Raw genomic sequence first — 17,240 nt, 5'->3', positions numbered from 1 at the left:
AGTAAAGTATCAGGAACTGATTCAGAAATTGAGTCAGTTCCTTTTTTGTTTTCTATTAAAAAATGAGGAAAAGACTGATATACTATATATTGAAAATGATAATCGTTATCAATGATATAGTGAAAGGAATGGCTTTTTTTGGAGGTAGATGAGATTTATAACGAAAATGAGGCAGATCATCAACAACATATTGTCAGTCGGCCCCTTGGTGCAATGATTGTTCTAGGAGGCGGGTTATTGCTGTTGTTGGTTGGCGCGGCATTATCGATAATCCTTGGTGCTGCTGATCTAAAGCTAGGGACTGTTTGGGACGCGCTGTTTCATTTTAATTCTCAAAATACAGCACATCAGATTATTCAAGAGCTGAGGATTCCGAGAACAGTTAGTGCAATGCTCGTTGGTGCTTGTTTGGCTGTTTCTGGGGCGATGATGCAGGGCATGACAAGAAATTCACTGGCTTCTCCAGAAATCTTGAGTGTGACACACGGTTCTGCTTTTGCGATTGCCATTGCATTTGCATTTTTTCCAGGGATATCATTGCTTGGACTGATGTTTTGGTCGTTTGCAGGGGCTGGCTTTGGTGCCCTGGTTGTTTTTGCGATCGGTTTGTTTTCACAAGGAGGTCTTACACCTGTGAAGCTGACTCTGGCGGGAATTGCAGTTGGAACGATGCTGAGCGCTTTATCATCGAGCATTGCGATCCATTTTGATGTGGCACGGGATGTGAGTTTTTGGTATGCAGGTGGAATCGCAGGTGTTAAATGGTCAAGTATTCAGCTTTTGCTGCCGGCAGTCGTCATTGGGTTGGTGCTTGTCTTAGTGATTGCCCGCTCGATTACAGTTTTAAGCTTAGGAGAGGAACTGGCAAAAGGTCTTGGCCAATATACAACGGCAGTGAAAGTGATTGGAATAGGAGCGGTTGTGCTGTTGACCGGTGCAGCCGTGTCTGTAGCTGGAGCGATTGGCTTCATCGGTTTGGTCATCCCGCATATCACTCGTTTTTTAGTAGGAATTGATTACCGATGGATCATTCCGTGTTCGGCAGTTTTAGGAGCTGTGCTTCTCATCTATGCTGATATCGTCGCAAGATTGCTCAATCCTCCTTTTGAAACACCGGTAGGAGCAGTAACAGCCCTTGTTGGTGTACCGTTTTTTCTCTATTTGGCCCGACATGATCGAAGGGGGCTATAATGGAAATGCTAAAGAAAAAAATCAACCGTACCGTCATGATCATGAGCCTTATCACTGTATTGATGGTTATGATATTTTTATTAAGCCTCAATATAGGTGAAATTAGAATCGCTCCGATTGATACGATAAAAACGTTCTTTGGACTGGGGACAGCACGGGATGCGCTTGTCTTGTTTGAGTTTCGTCTACCACGTATGGTAGTAGCCATTCTGGTAGGGGCGGGAATTGCAACTGCCGGTGCTGTCTGGCAAGGTGTTTCACAAAACGATCTAGCTGATCCAGGGATACTAGGAATCAACTCTGGTGCAAGTTTTGCCGTTGTCCTATTTATTTTCTTCTTTCAAGGGCCTCTCAATCATTTGCAATCGAACTTCGTGTTCTCTTTGCCGATATTTGCATTTTTGGGAGCGTGTTTTGCGATCGCTTTGATCTATTTTCTGGCCTGGAAAAAAGGGCTTAATCCGGTTCGCCTTGTTTTAGTTGGTATTGGAGTGAATGCAGCATTTAGTGCGGCCGTCTTAATGTTGCAGCTAAAGATGGACCCAAGCGATTTTATGCAAGCCACCGTCTGGTTGTCCGGGAATATTTGGAATACGAACTGGAACATCGCTATGGCAGTTTTTCCGTGGATTGTTGCCCTTATTCCATTTATCATCTATAAAGCTCGTTATTTAAATATCCTAAGTTTAGGGAATCAGATTGCGACTGGCCTTGGAACGGCTGTTGAAAAAGAACGGGCTGTTTTACTTCTATCAGCCGCTGCTCTTAGTGGCGCCTCTGTAGCAGCAGCCGGTAATATCACCTTTCTTGGGCTTGTTGCTCCACATATTGCGAGAAGGCTCGTCGGACCAAAACATCAGTTTTTGATTCCAACAGCAGCACTGTTAGGAGCATTGCTTTTTTTGCTGGCTGATCTGATCGGACGAATGATTTTGGCACCTTCAGAAATTCCTGTAGGGCTAGTTATTTCTGTGTTAGGGGCGCCGTATTTTATCTATTTGTTGATGAAAACAAAGTAGAAAGGAAAGGTGGTAAAATGTCTCTTTCAACAAATGAGCTCGGTATTGCCTATGGCGAGCAACTGATTGTCGAAAACTTAAATCTTGAGATTCCTAAAGGAAAAATTACGACATTAATTGGTCCAAATGGCTGTGGAAAATCAACAATTTTAAAAACTGTGGCGAGAATTCATCGTTCAAAGACAGGGGCCGTTTACTTGAATGGCAGCGCTATTCAACAAATGTCGACAAAAGCCATTGCCAAACAGCTGGCGATCCTGCCACAAACACCTGAGGCCCCTAATGGTCTTACTGTATATGAACTTGTTTCATATGGTCGATTTCCTCATCAAAAAGGAATGGGCAGACTGTCGGCAGTAGACCGGCGTATGATTGAATGGTCGCTTCATGTCACTGGAGTAGAGGCGTTTTATAATCGCCCGCTTGAAGCTCTTTCTGGTGGACAACGCCAACGCGTTTGGATTGCCATGGCTCTTGCTCAAGAGACAGAATTATTGCTACTTGATGAACCAACAACCTACTTGGACTTAGCTCATCAACTGGAAATTCTCAAGCTATTAGAAAAACTCAACCGAGATGAAGGGCGAACAATTTTGATGGTCATCCATGACTTGAATCATGCAGCCCGTTTTGCACATCATATGGTCGCATTGAATGGTGGCACAATCATACAAGAGGGTACACCACAGGAAGTGATGAAAACAGAAGTTTTGAAAAAAGTTTTTCAGATTGATGCGGTCATCGTAGAAGATCCGCATACAGGTAAACCGGTATGTTTGACATATGACCTTATTGAAAGAAAAGTAGGTAGCAAGCTAGCAATTGGCTAACAGACATCAAAAAGATGTCTGTTTTTTAATTTTTTTTACTAAAATTAATGGATATCAATAAAATTGATGGTAAGATGATGAATGATGGACAAAAAGAAATAGAAAGAAAGGAAAGAATAGAGTGGAGAATGCAACGATTTTGATTGTGGATGATGAAGATGCGATTGTTCAAATGGTAAGGCGTGTCCTCAAGAAAGAAGGTTTCACCCAAATATTAACGGCAAATCGTTCTGAAGAAGCTTTAGAAATCGTAAAAAAGGAAACCGTAGATTTAATTCTTCTCGATGTCATGATGCCGGGACAGACCGGTTTTGAAGTTTCCCCTCACATTCGCCGTTTTACAAATGCACCGATCTTTTTTCTGACCGCAAAAACATCCGATCTTGATAAATTGTCTGGATTTGACTGTGGAGCGGATGACTATATTACAAAACCTTTTAATCCGCTTGAATTAATTGCTAGAGTTAGAGCTCATTTAAAAAGGACTTATCAAGAAAATCAAGGGGCTATAACGGTAAAAACATCATATGAATATGAGCGCTTTACGTTTTATCCAGACTTTGCTGAGCTCGTTGTTGACGGAGAAATTGTCGGATGTTCAGCACAGTTGCTTCAGCTTCTACAATACTTTTGTGACCATCCAAACATCGTGCTCTCAAAAGACCAAATCTACGAAAATGTTTGGGGAGTTCCTTCATATGGTGACAGTAACACTGTCATGGTCCATATTCGAAAACTAAGAGAAAAAATAGAAAAAGACCCGAGTAATCCTGATTACATTGTGACAATCCGTGGATTAGGTTATAAATTTATTCCTATTATGGCAAGAAAAGAGATTCGAGGATGAAGCTTAGGGGGAAGTTAATTCTTCATTTTGTCGGCCAGATCTTCATTATATTATTGCTTGTTCTTGCTGTTTTGTCCTTATCCCTCATTTTCTTCACATTACGCTTTAGTCAGAGTGAAGCTGATGCAGGTTTAGCGAAAGCTAATTCAGACACGTTTGAATCATGGATATCTATTGATGATGATGGCAATTGGCAAATGGAAGATATCTTAAAAACAGCAATTAAAAAGCAAGATGGTTGGCTGCAAATCTTAAATGGGCAAGAAGAAACCGTCTATTCTTATCACCTTCCTCATGACATTCAAAAAAAATATCAGAGGGAAGAACTACTTACCGTCTTTGAAAACAAGAGAATTAAAGATTACAAAGTGAATTATTGGTCGGCAAATTTTAATGATCATGACTATATCATTCTGTTTGGATGGGAATCTAAAAGCGACAAAATTTTGTCTCATTTGCTGAGAGAAGAAAAAAATGTCAAGACACTGTCTTCTTACAAAAAAAGCTCTCTTCAATTCATTAAAGAAAACAAGGGATCTGTATATGTGTTTAATATAAAAGGTCAGCTTTTAGACTCCTTATATACGAATATTGATTATAGTGAAGGCATTAATGAATTAGAGATCTTAAAATATGAATCGAAACCATGGAATTATGCACATGAGTTTTCATATCAACGTGTAAGTGATACAGAATGGATTGTCACAGCTACACCAAATCCAATATTTAACCCTGATCATGAATTCAATCGTTCAATGATTGGCCTAGCTCTAAAAGTTGTTCTCATCGTCATCGGCAGTTTACTATTATTCATGATAGGAATGACACTCTGGTACTCGTTCCGATTTGGTATGCCAATCATTCATACAATTAAATGGATTGTCAATCTATCTAAAGGGCATTTTGAAGAGCCAAAGAACCGAAAAGGTTGGCCGAAAAGCATGAATAATAAAAGGAAAAGAAAACAGCCTTACCGACTGTTTACTGAAGTATTCGAATCGATGGAGCAATTGACTGAAACATTAAAGGAAAATGAACAAAATCGCAAAAAAATCCAGACGACTAGAGAAGAGTGGATTGCAGGGCTATCACATGACTTAAAAACGCCGCTAAGCACAATCTATGGGTACAGCATGATGCTTGAATCTCCCCAATACGAATGGACAAAAGATGAAATTAGTGAAATCGGCCAAGTGATGAAAGAAAAATCGAGTTACATGTCACAGCTGATCGAAGATCTAAACTTAACGTATCGATTAAAAAATGCAGCACTACCGATTAAACGGAAAACAGTCAGACTAGTGCCATTTTTAACGCGCTATGTAGAGGAATTTAACCGCTACCCGTTTTCTGAAGGCTATGATGTGTCTTTTGTTTATCAATGTGAAGATACCGAGTTTTCAATTGATCAGGGGTGGTTTAGACGGATTTTGGAAAATCTCATCGCCAATGCGGTTAAACATAATCAAAAAGGCACGGAAATCAAAGTTTCACTTGAAGAAACACAGCAGTATGTCATACTTCGGATTCAGGACAATGGAATTGGAATGGATTCGAAAACCGTTTCTAATTTATTTAACCGTTATTATCGGGGAACACATACAACAGATTCAACCGAAGGGAGCGGGCTAGGTCTGGCCATTGCTCTTGAGCTTGTCCATCTCCATGACGGAAGTATCCAGGTTGACAGCAGAACAGGAGAAGGAACGGAAATTACCATTGAGTTTAAGAAACAAAGCTAGCTTTATCAGTCAGCCACCGGTTCTCGGTGGCTTCTTTGATCACGCATATACAGCACGAATCGGTTATAGTATAATAATTCCGAAAAAAGGTATAGTAGGTGTGAATAGCTGAGAGTGCATCTGCATCTTTACTCAGAGTAAAGATGTTTTTTATTTTATTCAAAGGAGGAATATTCATGAAGAAGCTTGTTGGTTTATTATTTTCACTGCTTTTAGCAGTTGGTGTTCTTGGTGGATGCGGACAAGCAGAAGCCCCGACTGAAACGCAGAAAAATCAAGAAAAAACAGCCGAAACTGCTTTTCCGGTCAGTGTAAAGGATGCTTCAGGAAAAGAAATTAAAGTTGAAAAAGAACCGAAAAGAATTGTTTCTTTAATGCCGAGCAATACAGAAATTACATATGCACTGGGACTGGGAAAAAAAGTAGTCGGTGTAACAGACTTAGATACATATCCAAAAGAAGTTGAAAAAGTTGAAAAGATTGGCAGCATGGAATTTAATACAGAAAAAATTATTTCTTTAAAACCTGATCTAGTCTTGGCTCATGCATCATCAATGCAAAATGCCAAAGAAGGTTTGAACCAGTTGCGTGATGCAGGAATTACGGTGGTTATTGTGAATGATGCTACATCTTTTGAAGAAACATATCAATCAATAAAACTGATTGGAAAGGCAACAGGCGCTAAACAGGCGGCGACAGACCTTGTAAAAAGTATGAAATCTGATCTAGCAGCTATTCAAAAAACAGCTGAAGGAATTTCTGCTGAGCAACAAAAAAAAGTTTTTGTTCAAGTATCTCCTGCTCCTGAGATTTTTACGACAGGAAAAGGTACATTTATGCATGAAATGCTAGAAGTGATCCATGCAAAGAACGCTGCATCAGCTCAAAAAGGCTGGTCAAAGATGACAGAAGAGGCGATTGTTAAGTTGAATCCTGATGTCATCATCACAACAACTGGAGCTGCATCTGTTGAGGAGATTAAAAAACGAAGCGGTTGGAGTACTGTCAATGCTATTAAAAATAAACAAGTCTTTAACGTGGATCAAGACCTTGTGTCTCGTCCTGGACCAAGGTTAATTAAAGGGGTCGAGGAGCTTGCGAAAACCATTTACCCTGACATTTATAAGAAATAACCGGCCGATCGCTTATTTAATCAGTGTGATCATGCTGACGGCCTCTATTCTGTTGGGAATCTCTATTGGATCTTTGGAGATTCCCATTCCTACTATACTTAAGATTTTTATGCATGAATGGTTCGACATTCAAGGAATCACGGTCGATCAAACAGAAGTGAATATCATTATGAGAATCAGGCTTCCAAGAGTGATTCTGGCTGCACTTGTTGGTGCAGCACTGGCTGTAGCAGGAGCGGGATTTCAAGGACTGCTGAAAAATCCACTCGCAGATCCTTACACATTAGGTGTCTCTTCAGGTGCGGCAGTTGGAGCTGTTGTTACATTGTTTTTCGGCATCCAGCTGCCGGTTATTGCAGGTTTTACCCTCCCATTTTTAAGTGTAATATCTGCTGTCATTGTGATGATGCTCGTTTTGTTCTTTGCCCGGTTGGCACATCCTTCACTTTCACTGTCTTCATTGATCTTAACTGGTATTATGATGAGTTCATTTCTAGGTGCGCTCATTTCTTTAATGATTGCCCTAACAGGTGACGATTTAAAACCAATCATTCATTGGCTGCTTGGAAGTGTGTCAATGAGAGGATGGAGCTATGTTCTCCTCTTTCTTCCCTTTTTTGTTTGTGGAATGATTGGATTGTTGTTAAATGGGAGAGAACTAAACATCATGACATATGGAGAGGAAAAAGCAAGACAGCTTGGTGTTGATGTCAATAAACGGAAAATTGTTGTGCTTGTCTCAGGTTCTATATTAACAGGCGCAGCAGTTGCTGTCTCAGGAACCATTGGTTTTGTCGGGCTTGTTATACCACATCTGCTTCGATTATTATGGGGAACTGATCACAGACATCTATTGCCACTATCTATTTTAAATGGTGCTGGTTTTCTTGTGCTTGCAGATTTATTGGCACGGACGATTATTGAGCCATCCGAATTACCAATCGGAATTATAACAGCATTAATTGGAGCGCCTATATTTGGAATCATATTAATTCAACGGCAGCGTGGAGGAATGTACAATGTTGGACGTTCGTAATATGTCTGGTGGTTATGGACGAAAAGATGTCGTCAAACATATCAATTTTTCAGTGTCAAAAGGGGAGTTTTTTGGGATATTAGGGCCGAATGGAAGTGGAAAAACGACGCTTTTGAAGATGCTAGGTGGGACATTGACAGCTTCAGAGGGGTCTGTCAACCTAGCAGGAAAACCTGTTGATTCCTATCATCCAAAGAATTTAGCGCGAATGATGGCTGTGCTTCCACAAAAAACAGAGCAGGCTTTTCCTTTTACTGTCCAGCAAACGGTTTTATTTGGACGATATCCTTATCAAAAAGGATTGTTTAGACAATCAACTGAACAAGACAAACAAATTGTCCAAAAAGTGATGAAGCAGACCGGTATTCTTTCATTCGCTAGCCGTTTCATCCATGAACTGAGCGGGGGAGAACAGCAGCGTGTTTTTTTAGCACAAGCTTTAGCACAGGAGCCTTCCATTCTTCTTCTAGATGAACCGACCAATTTTTTAGATCTTTCCTATCAAAAACAGCTACTTGATCTCATCAAAACGCTTTCTATTGAACAGGAGCTTACGGTCATTAGTATATTTCATGATGTAAATGTGGCAAGTCTTTACTGTGATCGGATTCTATTACTCAAACGTGGTGAAATTGAGGAGCTTCAGACACCTGAGAAATTAATTCAAGAAAAAAAACTCAATGATGTGTATGAGACAGTTGTTAAACAATTGGATCATCCGAATCGGTCTAATCCGCAAATCACGATTGATCCCGAAAGAAAAGCAAAACCAAATCAAGCAGTCCCATTTGCAGAACTGCTTGAAGTAACCACTGAAGGTCTGGTTTTGCAGACAGAGAAACCGCTTCGTGTTCTGTCATCGGCATCTATTGGGGCAGGTATTGGCTGGAAACAAACGTTTATCAGCCGGTTTACTCCAGATATGCAAGAAGATCTTCAAAGTTTACTTCCTGAAAAGGATTCTGTCTGTATGACATTGACAGCTGCAAAACCGAAACATATTGCTTTCCGACCGGTTTCGGTAGGTCCCATTTCAATTTTGATCGCGGTGATAGCCGCTGCTGACTCTATTACGATTTGGCTGATGATCAATGGGGAACTATCTGAACAAGCTTTTGTTCAGGCTTTCATGACCGTGACTGAAGCAAAGGTTGAGGCGACAAAAGACTTTTCAAACGATATGTCAACCGGTCAGTTAGACCATGTGGTGATTGTTGCAGATGGAAGTGGTGCGTCATTTGACTGCGCTTTAAAGACTGCACCGTTTGGTTTATTCATCAGCCAGAGTGTCTATCAATGTGTAAAAGAAGCGATCAGAAAGGGGAAAAAATCATGAAGCTGTATACAAAAACAGGGGATAAAGGAAAAACGCATGTGATCGGTGGACGTGTTGACAAAGACGATCTTATGGTCGAATGCTATGGAACAGTTGATGAACTGAACAGCTTTATCGGTCTTGCTGGCGCTGAACTTCATTCAAAAAACTTAAGCGATATAAAAAGTGAGCTCTTAAAGATACAGCACGAACTGTTTGACTGTGGAAGTGAATTGGCTCATCTTTCTCCGAACGGTAATGAGAAACTTCAAGAAGAAGCTGTCACATTTTTAGAAAAGCGAATTGATGTATACAGTGAAGAAGCGCCTGAGCTTGAAAAATTCATTCTTCCAGGCGGTTCAAACGCAGCGGCGTATTTGCATGTTGCCAGAACAATTGCACGCCGGGCGGAGCGGTTGCTAGTATCGTTAATGAAAACAACAGAGACTCGTGAAGTGTTGCTTTACTACTTAAATAGACTGTCAGATTATTTGTTTGCGGTTGCAAGAGTGGTCAATTTCAGGCTGAACATTAAAGATATTGAATATGCAAGAAGTGCGAATGTTTTTAAACAGAAAAAAAGCACTGACATATCAGATGATAGGTGTATGATAAAAGAAAACGATTGAAAAGGGAGTTGAGTTCTGTTGAAAACAATCGGACTTATTGGCGGGATGAGTTGGAAATCAACGGTTGAATACTATCAAATCATGAACGAAGAAGTGAAAAATAGATTGGGAGGATTGCATTCAGCAAAATGTTTGTTATACAGTATTGATTTTGAAGAGATTGAACGTTTTCAAGCAGAAGGTCAGTGGGGAAAAGCAGGATTATTATTAGGTGATGTTGCTCATTCATTGCAGAAAGCAGGAGCAGATTTTATAGTTATTTGTACAAATACGATGCATAAAGTCATTGAGCATATTGAGGAAAAGATCACGATCCCCATTTTACATATTGCTGATGCAACAGCAAATCAAATCAAAAAAACAAAAATCGATACCGTTGGGTTATTAGGTACAAAATACACAATGGAACAGGATTTTTATAGAGCAAGATTAGAATCTAACGGTATCAAGGTATTAGTCCCAAACGAATCAGAAAGAGAAATCGTCAATAAGGTGATTTTTGAAGAATTATGTTTAGGGAACATACAGAAATCCTCAAAAGATGATTATCAACAAATCATCAACCATTTAGTTGATCAAGGAGCTGAAGGAATCGTTCTCGGTTGTACAGAAATTGGTGCTCTCATAAATTCGGAGGATTCTGATGTACCAATATTTGATACAACTGTAATCCATGCTGCCCAAGCAGTAAAAAAAGCTTTAGAATAAGTTCTACAGACAAAAGCCGTTTTCCGTCTAAGGGAAACGGTTTTTTCTATGCTACCCTAACATCATCTCAGTCTTATTCAATATACGACCCTGGTCTTACAGTAAAATCAATCTGTGACTCGTTTTGTCGAAGAATGAAAATGTATATAGTAGATGTATAAACAAGAAAGGAGGAGCAGATATGAAAATAACAGGTAAATCAGTCATCGGTTTTATTCTCATCCTGTTTGGTATTTCTCTGTTCTTTGGAGGAGGTATTTTCGGAGGGTTATTTGCTGGGGCAATCGGTGCCTTGTTTGTTTATTACGCTATTAAAAAATGGCGCGTAGGCCACCAGTTTGCCGCTGTTATATTAGGCATCATCGGGATCATGTTTTTGGGAGGATCGCTTCCTTTTCTAATTGGAATGGCACTTGCTGTCGCCTTGATTTACTTTGGCTGGAACTTAATAAAGGAAAACAGTGATCCAGAAGAAAATGTGTTTTTCTCAGGGAAAGTAGAGCCTTCTGCGGCTTCATATGATACAAGTTTTGATACAGAATGGGAAGATTTTTTGAAAAAAAAACAATAAACGAAAGGATGAACTAAGTTATGGCGCTAAAACGTATTAGAAACATGGTTGTTGCATCTATTAATGAAGGATTGGATAAACTCGAAAACCCGCGGGTCATGTTAAATCAATATGTTCGTGATATGGAAAGTGATATTGCCAAGGCAAAACATACAATTGTAAAGCAGCAAGTTATTGAGCAAAATTTTAAAGGGAAATATGAAGAAGCGGAAAAATTGGCTGTTAAACGAAAAAATCAGGCACAACTTGCTTTTGATGCTGGTGAAGAGGAACTTGCCAAAAAAGCTCTTTCAGAAATGAAGTATTTTGAGGCAAAAGCAGTTGAATATCAGGATACTTATCAACATGCTAAACAGCAGCTAGTTGAATTAAAAGAGCAGTTACAAACTCTTGAAGTGAAACTTCGTGATATAAAGGATAAAAAACACGCACTTATCGCCCGCGCAAATGCGGTTAAAGCAAAAGAACATATGAATGCCTCTTTTAACAAAATTGATAACGAGAGCGCCTACCGCGAGTTTATGAGAATGGAAAGCCGTATTGAAGAAATGGAGACAAGGGTGAATAGTTATGCTGATTTTACCGCAACATCTAACAGCCCATACAGCCGGCTTGAATATGCAAAAGAGGTAGAAGAAGAACTTGAAAAAATGCGGAGCCAAAAGGTCGGCTTAGAAAAACAAGAGTCAGTCGGAAATGAATAAAAAAGAAGCTGTCCGAAAAGAGTATTGCTGATATAACAGCATTTGTTAAATGTGAAAAGGGCGTCCAATCGTCAAAAATTGACGTATTGGACAGCCCCTTTTACAATTTTTATTTCTTTCATAGGAACATTTACTTATAATAAGAACGAGAGACATTGACCGAAAGGATAAACAAATGAAAAAAACGGTTGGAAAAATGTTGATCATTGTTGGAATTTTGATCATCGCCAGTTTGACTTTTGGTGGGGGGCGAATTTCTTCGCTTTTCACAGCCAATCAAGAATCCGATCAGTCAGCCCATGCATTAGCCTCGAAAATGAATCACATTGATATCAATGGTCAAAACATGACCGTGAAGATTAAAGCAGAAAATCGTGATAATATAGAGGCGGTTTTGTCAGGTGAAAGTGTGCACTTGAAGTCATCCGAACAAGGAGGCACTTTTCGTTTGTCTGTTCAACCAAAGGGATCCTTGTTATTTTCCTTTCGGAAAAATGAGTTGATTGTCAAAGTACCATATCAATTTCAACATGATCTGTCTATAAAATCTGATAGTGGGAATGTAAATATTTCAGGTGAGCATTTATCGTTACGACATGTATCAGTGAAATCTGGAGCCGGCAATTTGAAGATCAATCAGCTTCATTCAAGCGAACTTTCAGTAAAAGGAAACTCGGGTAATATTCGCTTGGAAAATGTGGAAACAAGGACGGCAAAGATTGACTCTACTTCAGGAAATACAAAGCTCGATCATGTTTCAGGAAAGCTTAATATAAAGCAGAATTTAGGCAATTTGAATGCATCGTTTTCTACAATCAATGCGCCGCTAAGTATCGATGGGAACATCGGAAATACCAAGCTTGAGCTTCCTGAGGATGCTGATATTTCGCTTGATGCAAAAGCAACAATCGGCAACATCAAACATTCTTATTCGTTTGATGAGACTAGTGGAGACAAACAGAAACTGATTGGAAAAAACAGAAGTGGCAGATATAAAATTAGTATCTCGCTCACAAGCGGGAATCTATCAATTGAATAAATGTCAAAAAGGAAAGGAGGGCCTGAAGTCAGCATGCGTCTTAGAAAAAAACAACTGATCGGATTAATCATCGTCCTTTTTGGAATCAGTGTATTTTTGCAAAACAGCGGACTTGGGGATGTTTTATTCTGGCCGCTCGCCTTTCTTTTTGCCGGGTATTTTTTTCGGAAGTATTCACGCCGGTGGCTCGGCTCTGTCATGTATATTTTTGCGGGTTTTTTAATTTTAAATAATTTGTTCAGCATTACTTTCAGTCTGTTTGGTTATTTATTTGCCGCATTTTTGATTTATGCTGGTTACAGGTTTGTAACAAACCAGCCTGTTTTTGACCGTAAAAACCCGAAAATAAAGGAAAAAGATAAGCTGGAAGGCTCTTCATTTCCTCTTAGGAAAAGCGCGGGACAACATAGTTTTTTTGTTGGGGACGTTAAATTAATGAAAACACCTTTTGACTTAAATGATTTAAATATATCCGGATTTATTGGAGATGTTAAAATCGATTTGTCAAAAGCCATTATTTCAGAGGGGGAAAATACAATTGCCATCACTGGACTTATCGGTGATGTTGATATTTATATCCCATCTGATCTTGATGTTTCCATCAGTTCTTCAGCTTTTATCGGTGATATAGACATTATCGGTGATCGAAAAAGCGGAATTGGAACCCAAATTTATACCGAGTCAGAAAATTACCAGCAGTCTACAAGACGTGTTAAAATTTCAATTTCTCTGTTTATCGGTGATGTGGATGTGCGCTTCATATGAAGACCAGTAGACTAGCGAATATTCAATGGCGTGCTGTTCGTTTATCTTTAGGTGTCAGTTTGACGATCTTTCTTTCTGTTTTGGGATTCATGTTGTTTTATTATCAACTTGACCCAAGGGTTCTCATCACTTCAAGGTGGTTTGGCATTCCTTTTATTATTCTGCTTTTTTCAATCAGTGCAGTTGTTGGGTTTGGTTTTGGATATATGTTCGGTAACCAGCTGAAAAAAAGGCTTGAAAAATTAATCGAATCCATTATCAAATATGAGAACGGCAATTTTGCTTATCGAATTCCACAGCTTGGCGATGATGAGATCGGACTTGCAGCCGATCAGTTAAATGCTATGGCTGAACGGATTGAAAGGCAAGTTGCTTCTCTGCAAAAACTGTCAAATGAAAGGGCGGAATGGCAAGATCAAATGAAAAAATCTGTCATTTCCGAGGAACGGCAGCGTCTGGCACGGGAATTGCATGATGCTGTAAGCCAGCAACTTTTTGCAATTTCAATGATGACTTCTGCTATTTTGGAAGGTATTCAACCGTCAGTAGATGAGAAATTTGTACAGAGGCTGAAAATGGTTGAAAAAATGGCGGCTGATGCACAAAGTGAAATGAGAGCTTTACTTTTACATCTTCGTCCCGTTACCCTTGAAGGAAAAGGACTAAAAGAAGGGTTATCTGAACTTCTCATCGAGTTCAAAGCAAAGCAATCAATTGAGATGGATTGGGAAATTGAAGATATCGGAAAACTTCCTAAAGGGGTTGAAGATCATTTATTTAGAATCGTTCAAGAAGCCCTTTCAAATGTTTTCCGGCATTCAAAGGCAACAAAAGTATCGATCAGGCTGTTGCTCAGAAACCGACAGCTTCAGTTGAAAGTTATTGATAATGGAGAAGGCTTTAAAATGGATACCGTCAAATCGTCATCATATGGACTTCATTCCATAAAGGAAAGAGCTAGTGAAGTGGGCGGAGTGGCAGAAGTGATATCATTTGCGGGAAAAGGCACACAAGTTGATGTAAAAGTTCCGATCTTTGAACAAGAAAAAGGGGAGAATCACAGTGATTCGAGTACTATTAATTGATGATCATGAAATGGTTAGAATGGGTCTGTCCGCTTTTTTGGAATCCCAACCAGATATCGAGGTGATTGGTGAAGCATCAGATGGAAGACGTGGGGTTGAAATGGCGGTTGAGACACATCCTGACGTTATTTTAATGGATCTTGTCATGGAGGGAATGGATGGAATTGAGGCTACAAAGCAAATCTGTCGTGTGTTGCCTGATCCCAGAATTATCGTGCTAACAAGTTTTATCGATGATGATAAAGTTTATCCGGTTATAGAAGCTGGTGCGCTCAGTTATTTGCTTAAAACATCAAAAGCAAGTGAGATTGCCGATGCCATCAGGGCAGCAAGCATAGGGGAATCCAAGCTTGAAGCAAAGGTGGCTGGAAAAGTGTTATCAAAGCTTAGACATTCATCAGGAGAACTTCCCCTTCATGAATCCTTGACAGCGAGGGAACTGGAAATCCTTAAACTTGTTGCTGTTGGGAAAACAAACAAGGACATTGCCGAAGAATTATTTATCACGATTAAAACTGTCAAAACTCATGTGACCAACATTCTTTCCAAGCTTGAGGTCGATGACCGCACACAGGCAGCCATCTATGCGCACCGAAACAAGCTTGTTAGATAGATTCGTATGTCATATCATTGTCGCTGTCAGCCGTTCCAATATTTGCGGTCATCAATTTCAGATAGAGCTGATGAGTCTATATGAACAGACTTAGTCGTTGGCTCATTCTCTTCAAGCTCCATTTGGGTGCTATTTTTGAGTATCGCGTCTAGTCGTTCAACCAGAATGGAGTTATTCTTTTCTTGCAAATCGATCAGTTTGCTCATGCCAAGCAAAATAAATCCGCCAATGAAGCAAAAAATCGGAGTTGACAGAGAAGTACCAATCGTAAAGAATAGCATCGATTGTGAATCCTCCATAAATGGTTCTAGAACAACATCATTGATCATTAAACTAGCTAAAATGATTGCGGTCACAATTAAAGTAGCACCTGTCATCTGCAAGATCCGCTTCAAGCACATCACCCTTTCAAAACTATTTTATCAACATCATCTGCTTCCGATGATTTCATAATTGGTCAGATTATTAAATTTTTATGACTCTCATTTGTTATATCTTAAAGGAATTATCGCCTTGTTACTAGTCTTTTTAGAAACGTTTTTATTGAAAATGTTTCTAAAGAGGATTTTTGATATTTTCATCGAATTCAATATGTTGCAGACCAGAGAAGGAAGGGATACATAATGAATGTCAGAATTGAAAGAGACACAATGGGAGAAATTGAGGTTCCTGCAGACAAGTTTTGGGGTGCTCAAACTCAGAGGAGCAAGGAGAATTTTAAAATTGGCTCAGAAAAAATGCCGCACGAAGTTGTGTATGCGTTTGCAATTTTGAAAAGAAGTGCAGCCATCGCCAATGAAAGATTAGGAAATCTGGAAGCTGAAAAATCGGAAGCGATTGTTTCTGTATGTGACGATATTTTAAAGGGGAACTATGACAGTCATTTTCCGCTTGTTGTCTGGCAGACAGGAAGTGGGACGCAAAGTAATATGAACATGAATGAAGTCGTGGCAAACAGAGGGACAGCTTATTTGCAAGAAAAAGGCTCAAGCAATAAGATTCATCCGAATGATGATGTCAATCGTAGCCAAAGCTCAAATGATACATTTCCGACAGCGATGCATGTTGCGGCTGTTCTCGCTATTTATGAAAAGCTCGTACCAGCTATTGACCGCTTAAAACATACACTCAATGAAAAAGCTGCGTCATTTCAAGATATCGTCAAAATTGGCCGTACCCACCTTCAGGATGCGACTCCACTTACACTTGGACAGGAGATCAGCGGCTGGGTCTATATGCTTGACCGTTCTAAAGAAATGATCCTTGAAGCAACGGGAAAAATTCGCGATCTTGCCATTGGAGGAACAGCTGTTGGAACGGGAATTAATGCTCATCCACAATTTGGTCAAATGGTTGCTGAAGAAATCACTCAATTGACCGGGCAGACGTTTAGAAGTTCACCTAATAAATTTCATGCATTAACAAGCCATGATGAATTGACCCATGTCCATGGTGCTCTTAAGGCATTGGCAGCAGATTTGATGAAAATTGCTAATGATGTCAGATGGCTGGCAAGCGGCCCACGCTGCGGGATCGGCGAACTGGTCATTCCTGAAAATGAACCGGGAAGCTCTATCATGCCAGGTAAAGTAAATCCTACTCAGAGCGAAGCCCTGACCATGATTGCAGCGCAAATTATGGGGAATGATGCGACGGTTGGCTTTGCGGCAAGTCAAGGGAACTTTGAATTAAACGTATTTAAACCAGTTATCATTTATAATGTCCTTCAATCAGTGCAGCTGCTAGCTGATGGGATGAATTCATTCCATGATAAATGTGCGGTTGGCATTAAGCCAGCTCATGAGACGATTGAAAATAACCTTAAAAATTCACTTATGCTTGTCACAGCTTTAAATCCGCATATCGGTTATGAAAATGCTGCAAAAATTGCAAAGCTTGCCCATCAAGAAGGATTAACACTGAAGGAAGCCGCTCTTCAGTTGAATCTTTTAACCGAAAAACAGTTTGATGAAGTTGTTAAACCTGAAGAAATGGTGAACCCGAAAGGATAAC

Annotated in this window: 18 protein-coding genes; 17 read left to right on the top strand and 1 reads right to left on the bottom strand. The window is 39.7% G+C overall.

Annotation, left to right across the window (positions count from 1 at the left end):
• The first annotated feature begins 213 nt into the window (after positions 1–213).
• From PDT38_RS08470 to PDT38_RS08395, 16 genes are all read left to right on the top strand, one after another.
• Positions 214–1,191 (top strand): FecCD family ABC transporter permease, encoded by a 978-nt coding sequence (locus PDT38_RS08470; RefSeq protein ID WP_270801698.1) that lies wholly within the window; start codon positions 214–216, stop codon positions 1,189–1,191.
• Between the two features lie 5 nt (positions 1,192–1,196).
• A complete protein-coding gene (locus PDT38_RS08465; protein WP_270801696.1) occupies positions 1,197–2,210 on the top strand; it encodes a FecCD family ABC transporter permease in 1,014 nt (337 codons plus the stop codon).
• Between the two features lie 17 nt (positions 2,211–2,227).
• Positions 2,228–3,040: an ABC transporter ATP-binding protein gene (locus PDT38_RS08460; RefSeq protein ID WP_270800515.1), complete on the top strand. Its 813-nt coding sequence runs from the start codon at positions 2,228–2,230 to the stop codon at positions 3,038–3,040.
• Positions 3,041–3,161: 121 nt separating this feature from the next.
• Positions 3,162–3,887 carry a response regulator transcription factor gene (locus tag PDT38_RS08455; RefSeq protein ID WP_270800514.1) on the top strand — a complete coding sequence of 242 codons (726 nt, stop codon included), beginning with the start codon at positions 3,162–3,164 and terminating at the stop codon, positions 3,885–3,887.
• Positions 3,884–5,629 (top strand): HAMP domain-containing sensor histidine kinase, encoded by a 1,746-nt coding sequence (locus PDT38_RS08450; protein ID WP_270800512.1) that lies wholly within the window; start codon positions 3,884–3,886, stop codon positions 5,627–5,629. Before PDT38_RS08455 ends, PDT38_RS08450 begins: the two co-directional genes overlap by 4 nt.
• A gap of 176 nt (positions 5,630–5,805) precedes the next feature.
• Positions 5,806–6,762, top strand: coding sequence for an ABC transporter substrate-binding protein (locus PDT38_RS08445; RefSeq protein ID WP_270800511.1), 957 nt, complete (start codon positions 5,806–5,808; stop codon positions 6,760–6,762).
• Positions 6,725–7,798 (top strand): FecCD family ABC transporter permease, encoded by a 1,074-nt coding sequence (locus PDT38_RS08440; protein WP_270800510.1) that lies wholly within the window; start codon positions 6,725–6,727, stop codon positions 7,796–7,798. The genes PDT38_RS08445 and PDT38_RS08440 overlap by 38 nt, the downstream gene beginning before the upstream one ends.
• Entirely contained in the window at positions 7,782–9,134 is a 1,353-nt protein-coding gene (locus PDT38_RS08435) for an ABC transporter ATP-binding protein (protein ID WP_270800508.1), read from the top strand. The genes PDT38_RS08440 and PDT38_RS08435 overlap by 17 nt, the downstream gene beginning before the upstream one ends.
• Positions 9,131–9,742 carry a cob(I)yrinic acid a,c-diamide adenosyltransferase gene (locus PDT38_RS08430; protein WP_270800506.1) on the top strand — a complete coding sequence of 204 codons (612 nt, stop codon included), beginning with the start codon at positions 9,131–9,133 and terminating at the stop codon, positions 9,740–9,742. The genes PDT38_RS08435 and PDT38_RS08430 overlap by 4 nt, the downstream gene beginning before the upstream one ends.
• 18 nt (positions 9,743–9,760) lie before the next feature.
• Complete coding sequence (locus PDT38_RS08425; RefSeq protein WP_270800504.1) at positions 9,761–10,450, top strand: aspartate/glutamate racemase family protein; 690 nt, start codon at positions 9,761–9,763, stop codon at positions 10,448–10,450.
• Positions 10,451–10,631: 181 nt separating this feature from the next.
• Positions 10,632–11,021, top strand: a complete 390-nt coding sequence (locus tag PDT38_RS08420; protein WP_270800503.1) for a protein liaI — start codon at positions 10,632–10,634, stop codon at positions 11,019–11,021.
• 20 nt (positions 11,022–11,041) lie between these two features.
• The gene (gene liaH, locus PDT38_RS08415) at positions 11,042–11,725 is read left to right on the top strand and encodes a stress responsive protein LiaH (protein WP_270800502.1); all 684 of its coding nucleotides are present in this window, start codon (positions 11,042–11,044) and stop codon (positions 11,723–11,725) included.
• A 175-nt stretch (positions 11,726–11,900) separates the two neighbouring features.
• Positions 11,901–12,764, top strand: a complete 864-nt coding sequence (gene liaG, locus PDT38_RS08410) for a LiaG family protein (RefSeq protein ID WP_270800500.1) — start codon at positions 11,901–11,903, stop codon at positions 12,762–12,764.
• A gap of 33 nt (positions 12,765–12,797) precedes the next feature.
• Positions 12,798–13,529 (top strand): cell wall-active antibiotics response protein LiaF, encoded by a 732-nt coding sequence (gene liaF, locus PDT38_RS08405; protein ID WP_270800498.1) that lies wholly within the window; start codon positions 12,798–12,800, stop codon positions 13,527–13,529.
• The gene (gene liaS, locus PDT38_RS08400) at positions 13,526–14,614 is read left to right on the top strand and encodes a two-component system sensor histidine kinase LiaS (protein WP_270800496.1); all 1,089 of its coding nucleotides are present in this window, start codon (positions 13,526–13,528) and stop codon (positions 14,612–14,614) included. Before liaF ends, liaS begins: the two co-directional genes overlap by 4 nt.
• The gene (locus PDT38_RS08395) at positions 14,592–15,227 is read left to right on the top strand and encodes a response regulator (protein ID WP_270800494.1); all 636 of its coding nucleotides are present in this window, start codon (positions 14,592–14,594) and stop codon (positions 15,225–15,227) included. Before liaS ends, PDT38_RS08395 begins: the two co-directional genes overlap by 23 nt.
• 26 nt (positions 15,228–15,253) lie before the next feature.
• Here the strand turns inward: PDT38_RS08395 and PDT38_RS08390 are convergent, their stop codons facing one another.
• A complete protein-coding gene (locus PDT38_RS08390) occupies positions 15,254–15,628 on the bottom strand; it encodes a hypothetical protein (RefSeq protein WP_270800492.1) in 375 nt (124 codons plus the stop codon).
• A 222-nt stretch (positions 15,629–15,850) separates the two neighbouring features.
• On the opposite strand from PDT38_RS08390, the gene fumC reads away from it, so the two are divergent.
• Entirely contained in the window at positions 15,851–17,239 is a 1,389-nt protein-coding gene (gene fumC, locus PDT38_RS08385) for a class II fumarate hydratase (RefSeq protein ID WP_270800491.1), read from the top strand.
• The last annotated feature ends 1 nt before the right edge of the window (position 17,240 follow it).

The sequence above is a fragment of the Bacillus changyiensis genome (assembly GCF_027706145.1).
Lineage (GTDB): Bacteria > Bacillota > Bacilli > Bacillales > Bacillaceae > Bacillus > Bacillus changyiensis.
This window is presented reverse-complemented; position numbering and strand designations above follow the sequence as displayed.

Excerpts from the sequence above, each read along its gene's own strand:
- PDT38_RS08470 (WP_270801698.1), top strand. The coding sequence starts at position 214 with ATGATTGTTCTAGGAGGCGGGTTATTGCTGTTGTTGGTTGGCGCGGCA.
- PDT38_RS08465 (WP_270801696.1), top strand. The coding sequence starts at position 1,197 with ATGCTAAAGAAAAAAATCAACCGTACCGTCATGATCATGAGCCTTATC.
- PDT38_RS08460 (WP_270800515.1), top strand. The coding sequence starts at position 2,228 with ATGTCTCTTTCAACAAATGAGCTCGGTATTGCCTATGGCGAGCAACTG.
- PDT38_RS08450 (WP_270800512.1), top strand. The coding sequence starts at position 3,884 with ATGAAGCTTAGGGGGAAGTTAATTCTTCATTTTGTCGGCCAGATCTTC.
- PDT38_RS08445 (WP_270800511.1), top strand. The coding sequence starts at position 5,806 with ATGAAGAAGCTTGTTGGTTTATTATTTTCACTGCTTTTAGCAGTTGGT.
- PDT38_RS08435 (WP_270800508.1), top strand. The coding sequence starts at position 7,782 with ATGTTGGACGTTCGTAATATGTCTGGTGGTTATGGACGAAAAGATGTC.
- PDT38_RS08430 (WP_270800506.1), top strand. The coding sequence starts at position 9,131 with ATGAAGCTGTATACAAAAACAGGGGATAAAGGAAAAACGCATGTGATC.
- PDT38_RS08420 (WP_270800503.1), top strand. The coding sequence starts at position 10,632 with ATGAAAATAACAGGTAAATCAGTCATCGGTTTTATTCTCATCCTGTTT.
- liaH (WP_270800502.1), top strand. The coding sequence starts at position 11,042 with ATGGCGCTAAAACGTATTAGAAACATGGTTGTTGCATCTATTAATGAA.
- liaG (WP_270800500.1), top strand. The coding sequence starts at position 11,901 with ATGAAAAAAACGGTTGGAAAAATGTTGATCATTGTTGGAATTTTGATC.
- liaF (WP_270800498.1), top strand. The coding sequence starts at position 12,798 with ATGCGTCTTAGAAAAAAACAACTGATCGGATTAATCATCGTCCTTTTT.
- liaS (WP_270800496.1), top strand. The coding sequence starts at position 13,526 with ATGAAGACCAGTAGACTAGCGAATATTCAATGGCGTGCTGTTCGTTTA.
- PDT38_RS08390 (WP_270800492.1), bottom strand. The coding sequence starts at position 15,628 with ATGTGCTTGAAGCGGATCTTGCAGATGACAGGTGCTACTTTAATTGTG.
- fumC (WP_270800491.1), top strand. The coding sequence starts at position 15,851 with ATGAATGTCAGAATTGAAAGAGACACAATGGGAGAAATTGAGGTTCCT.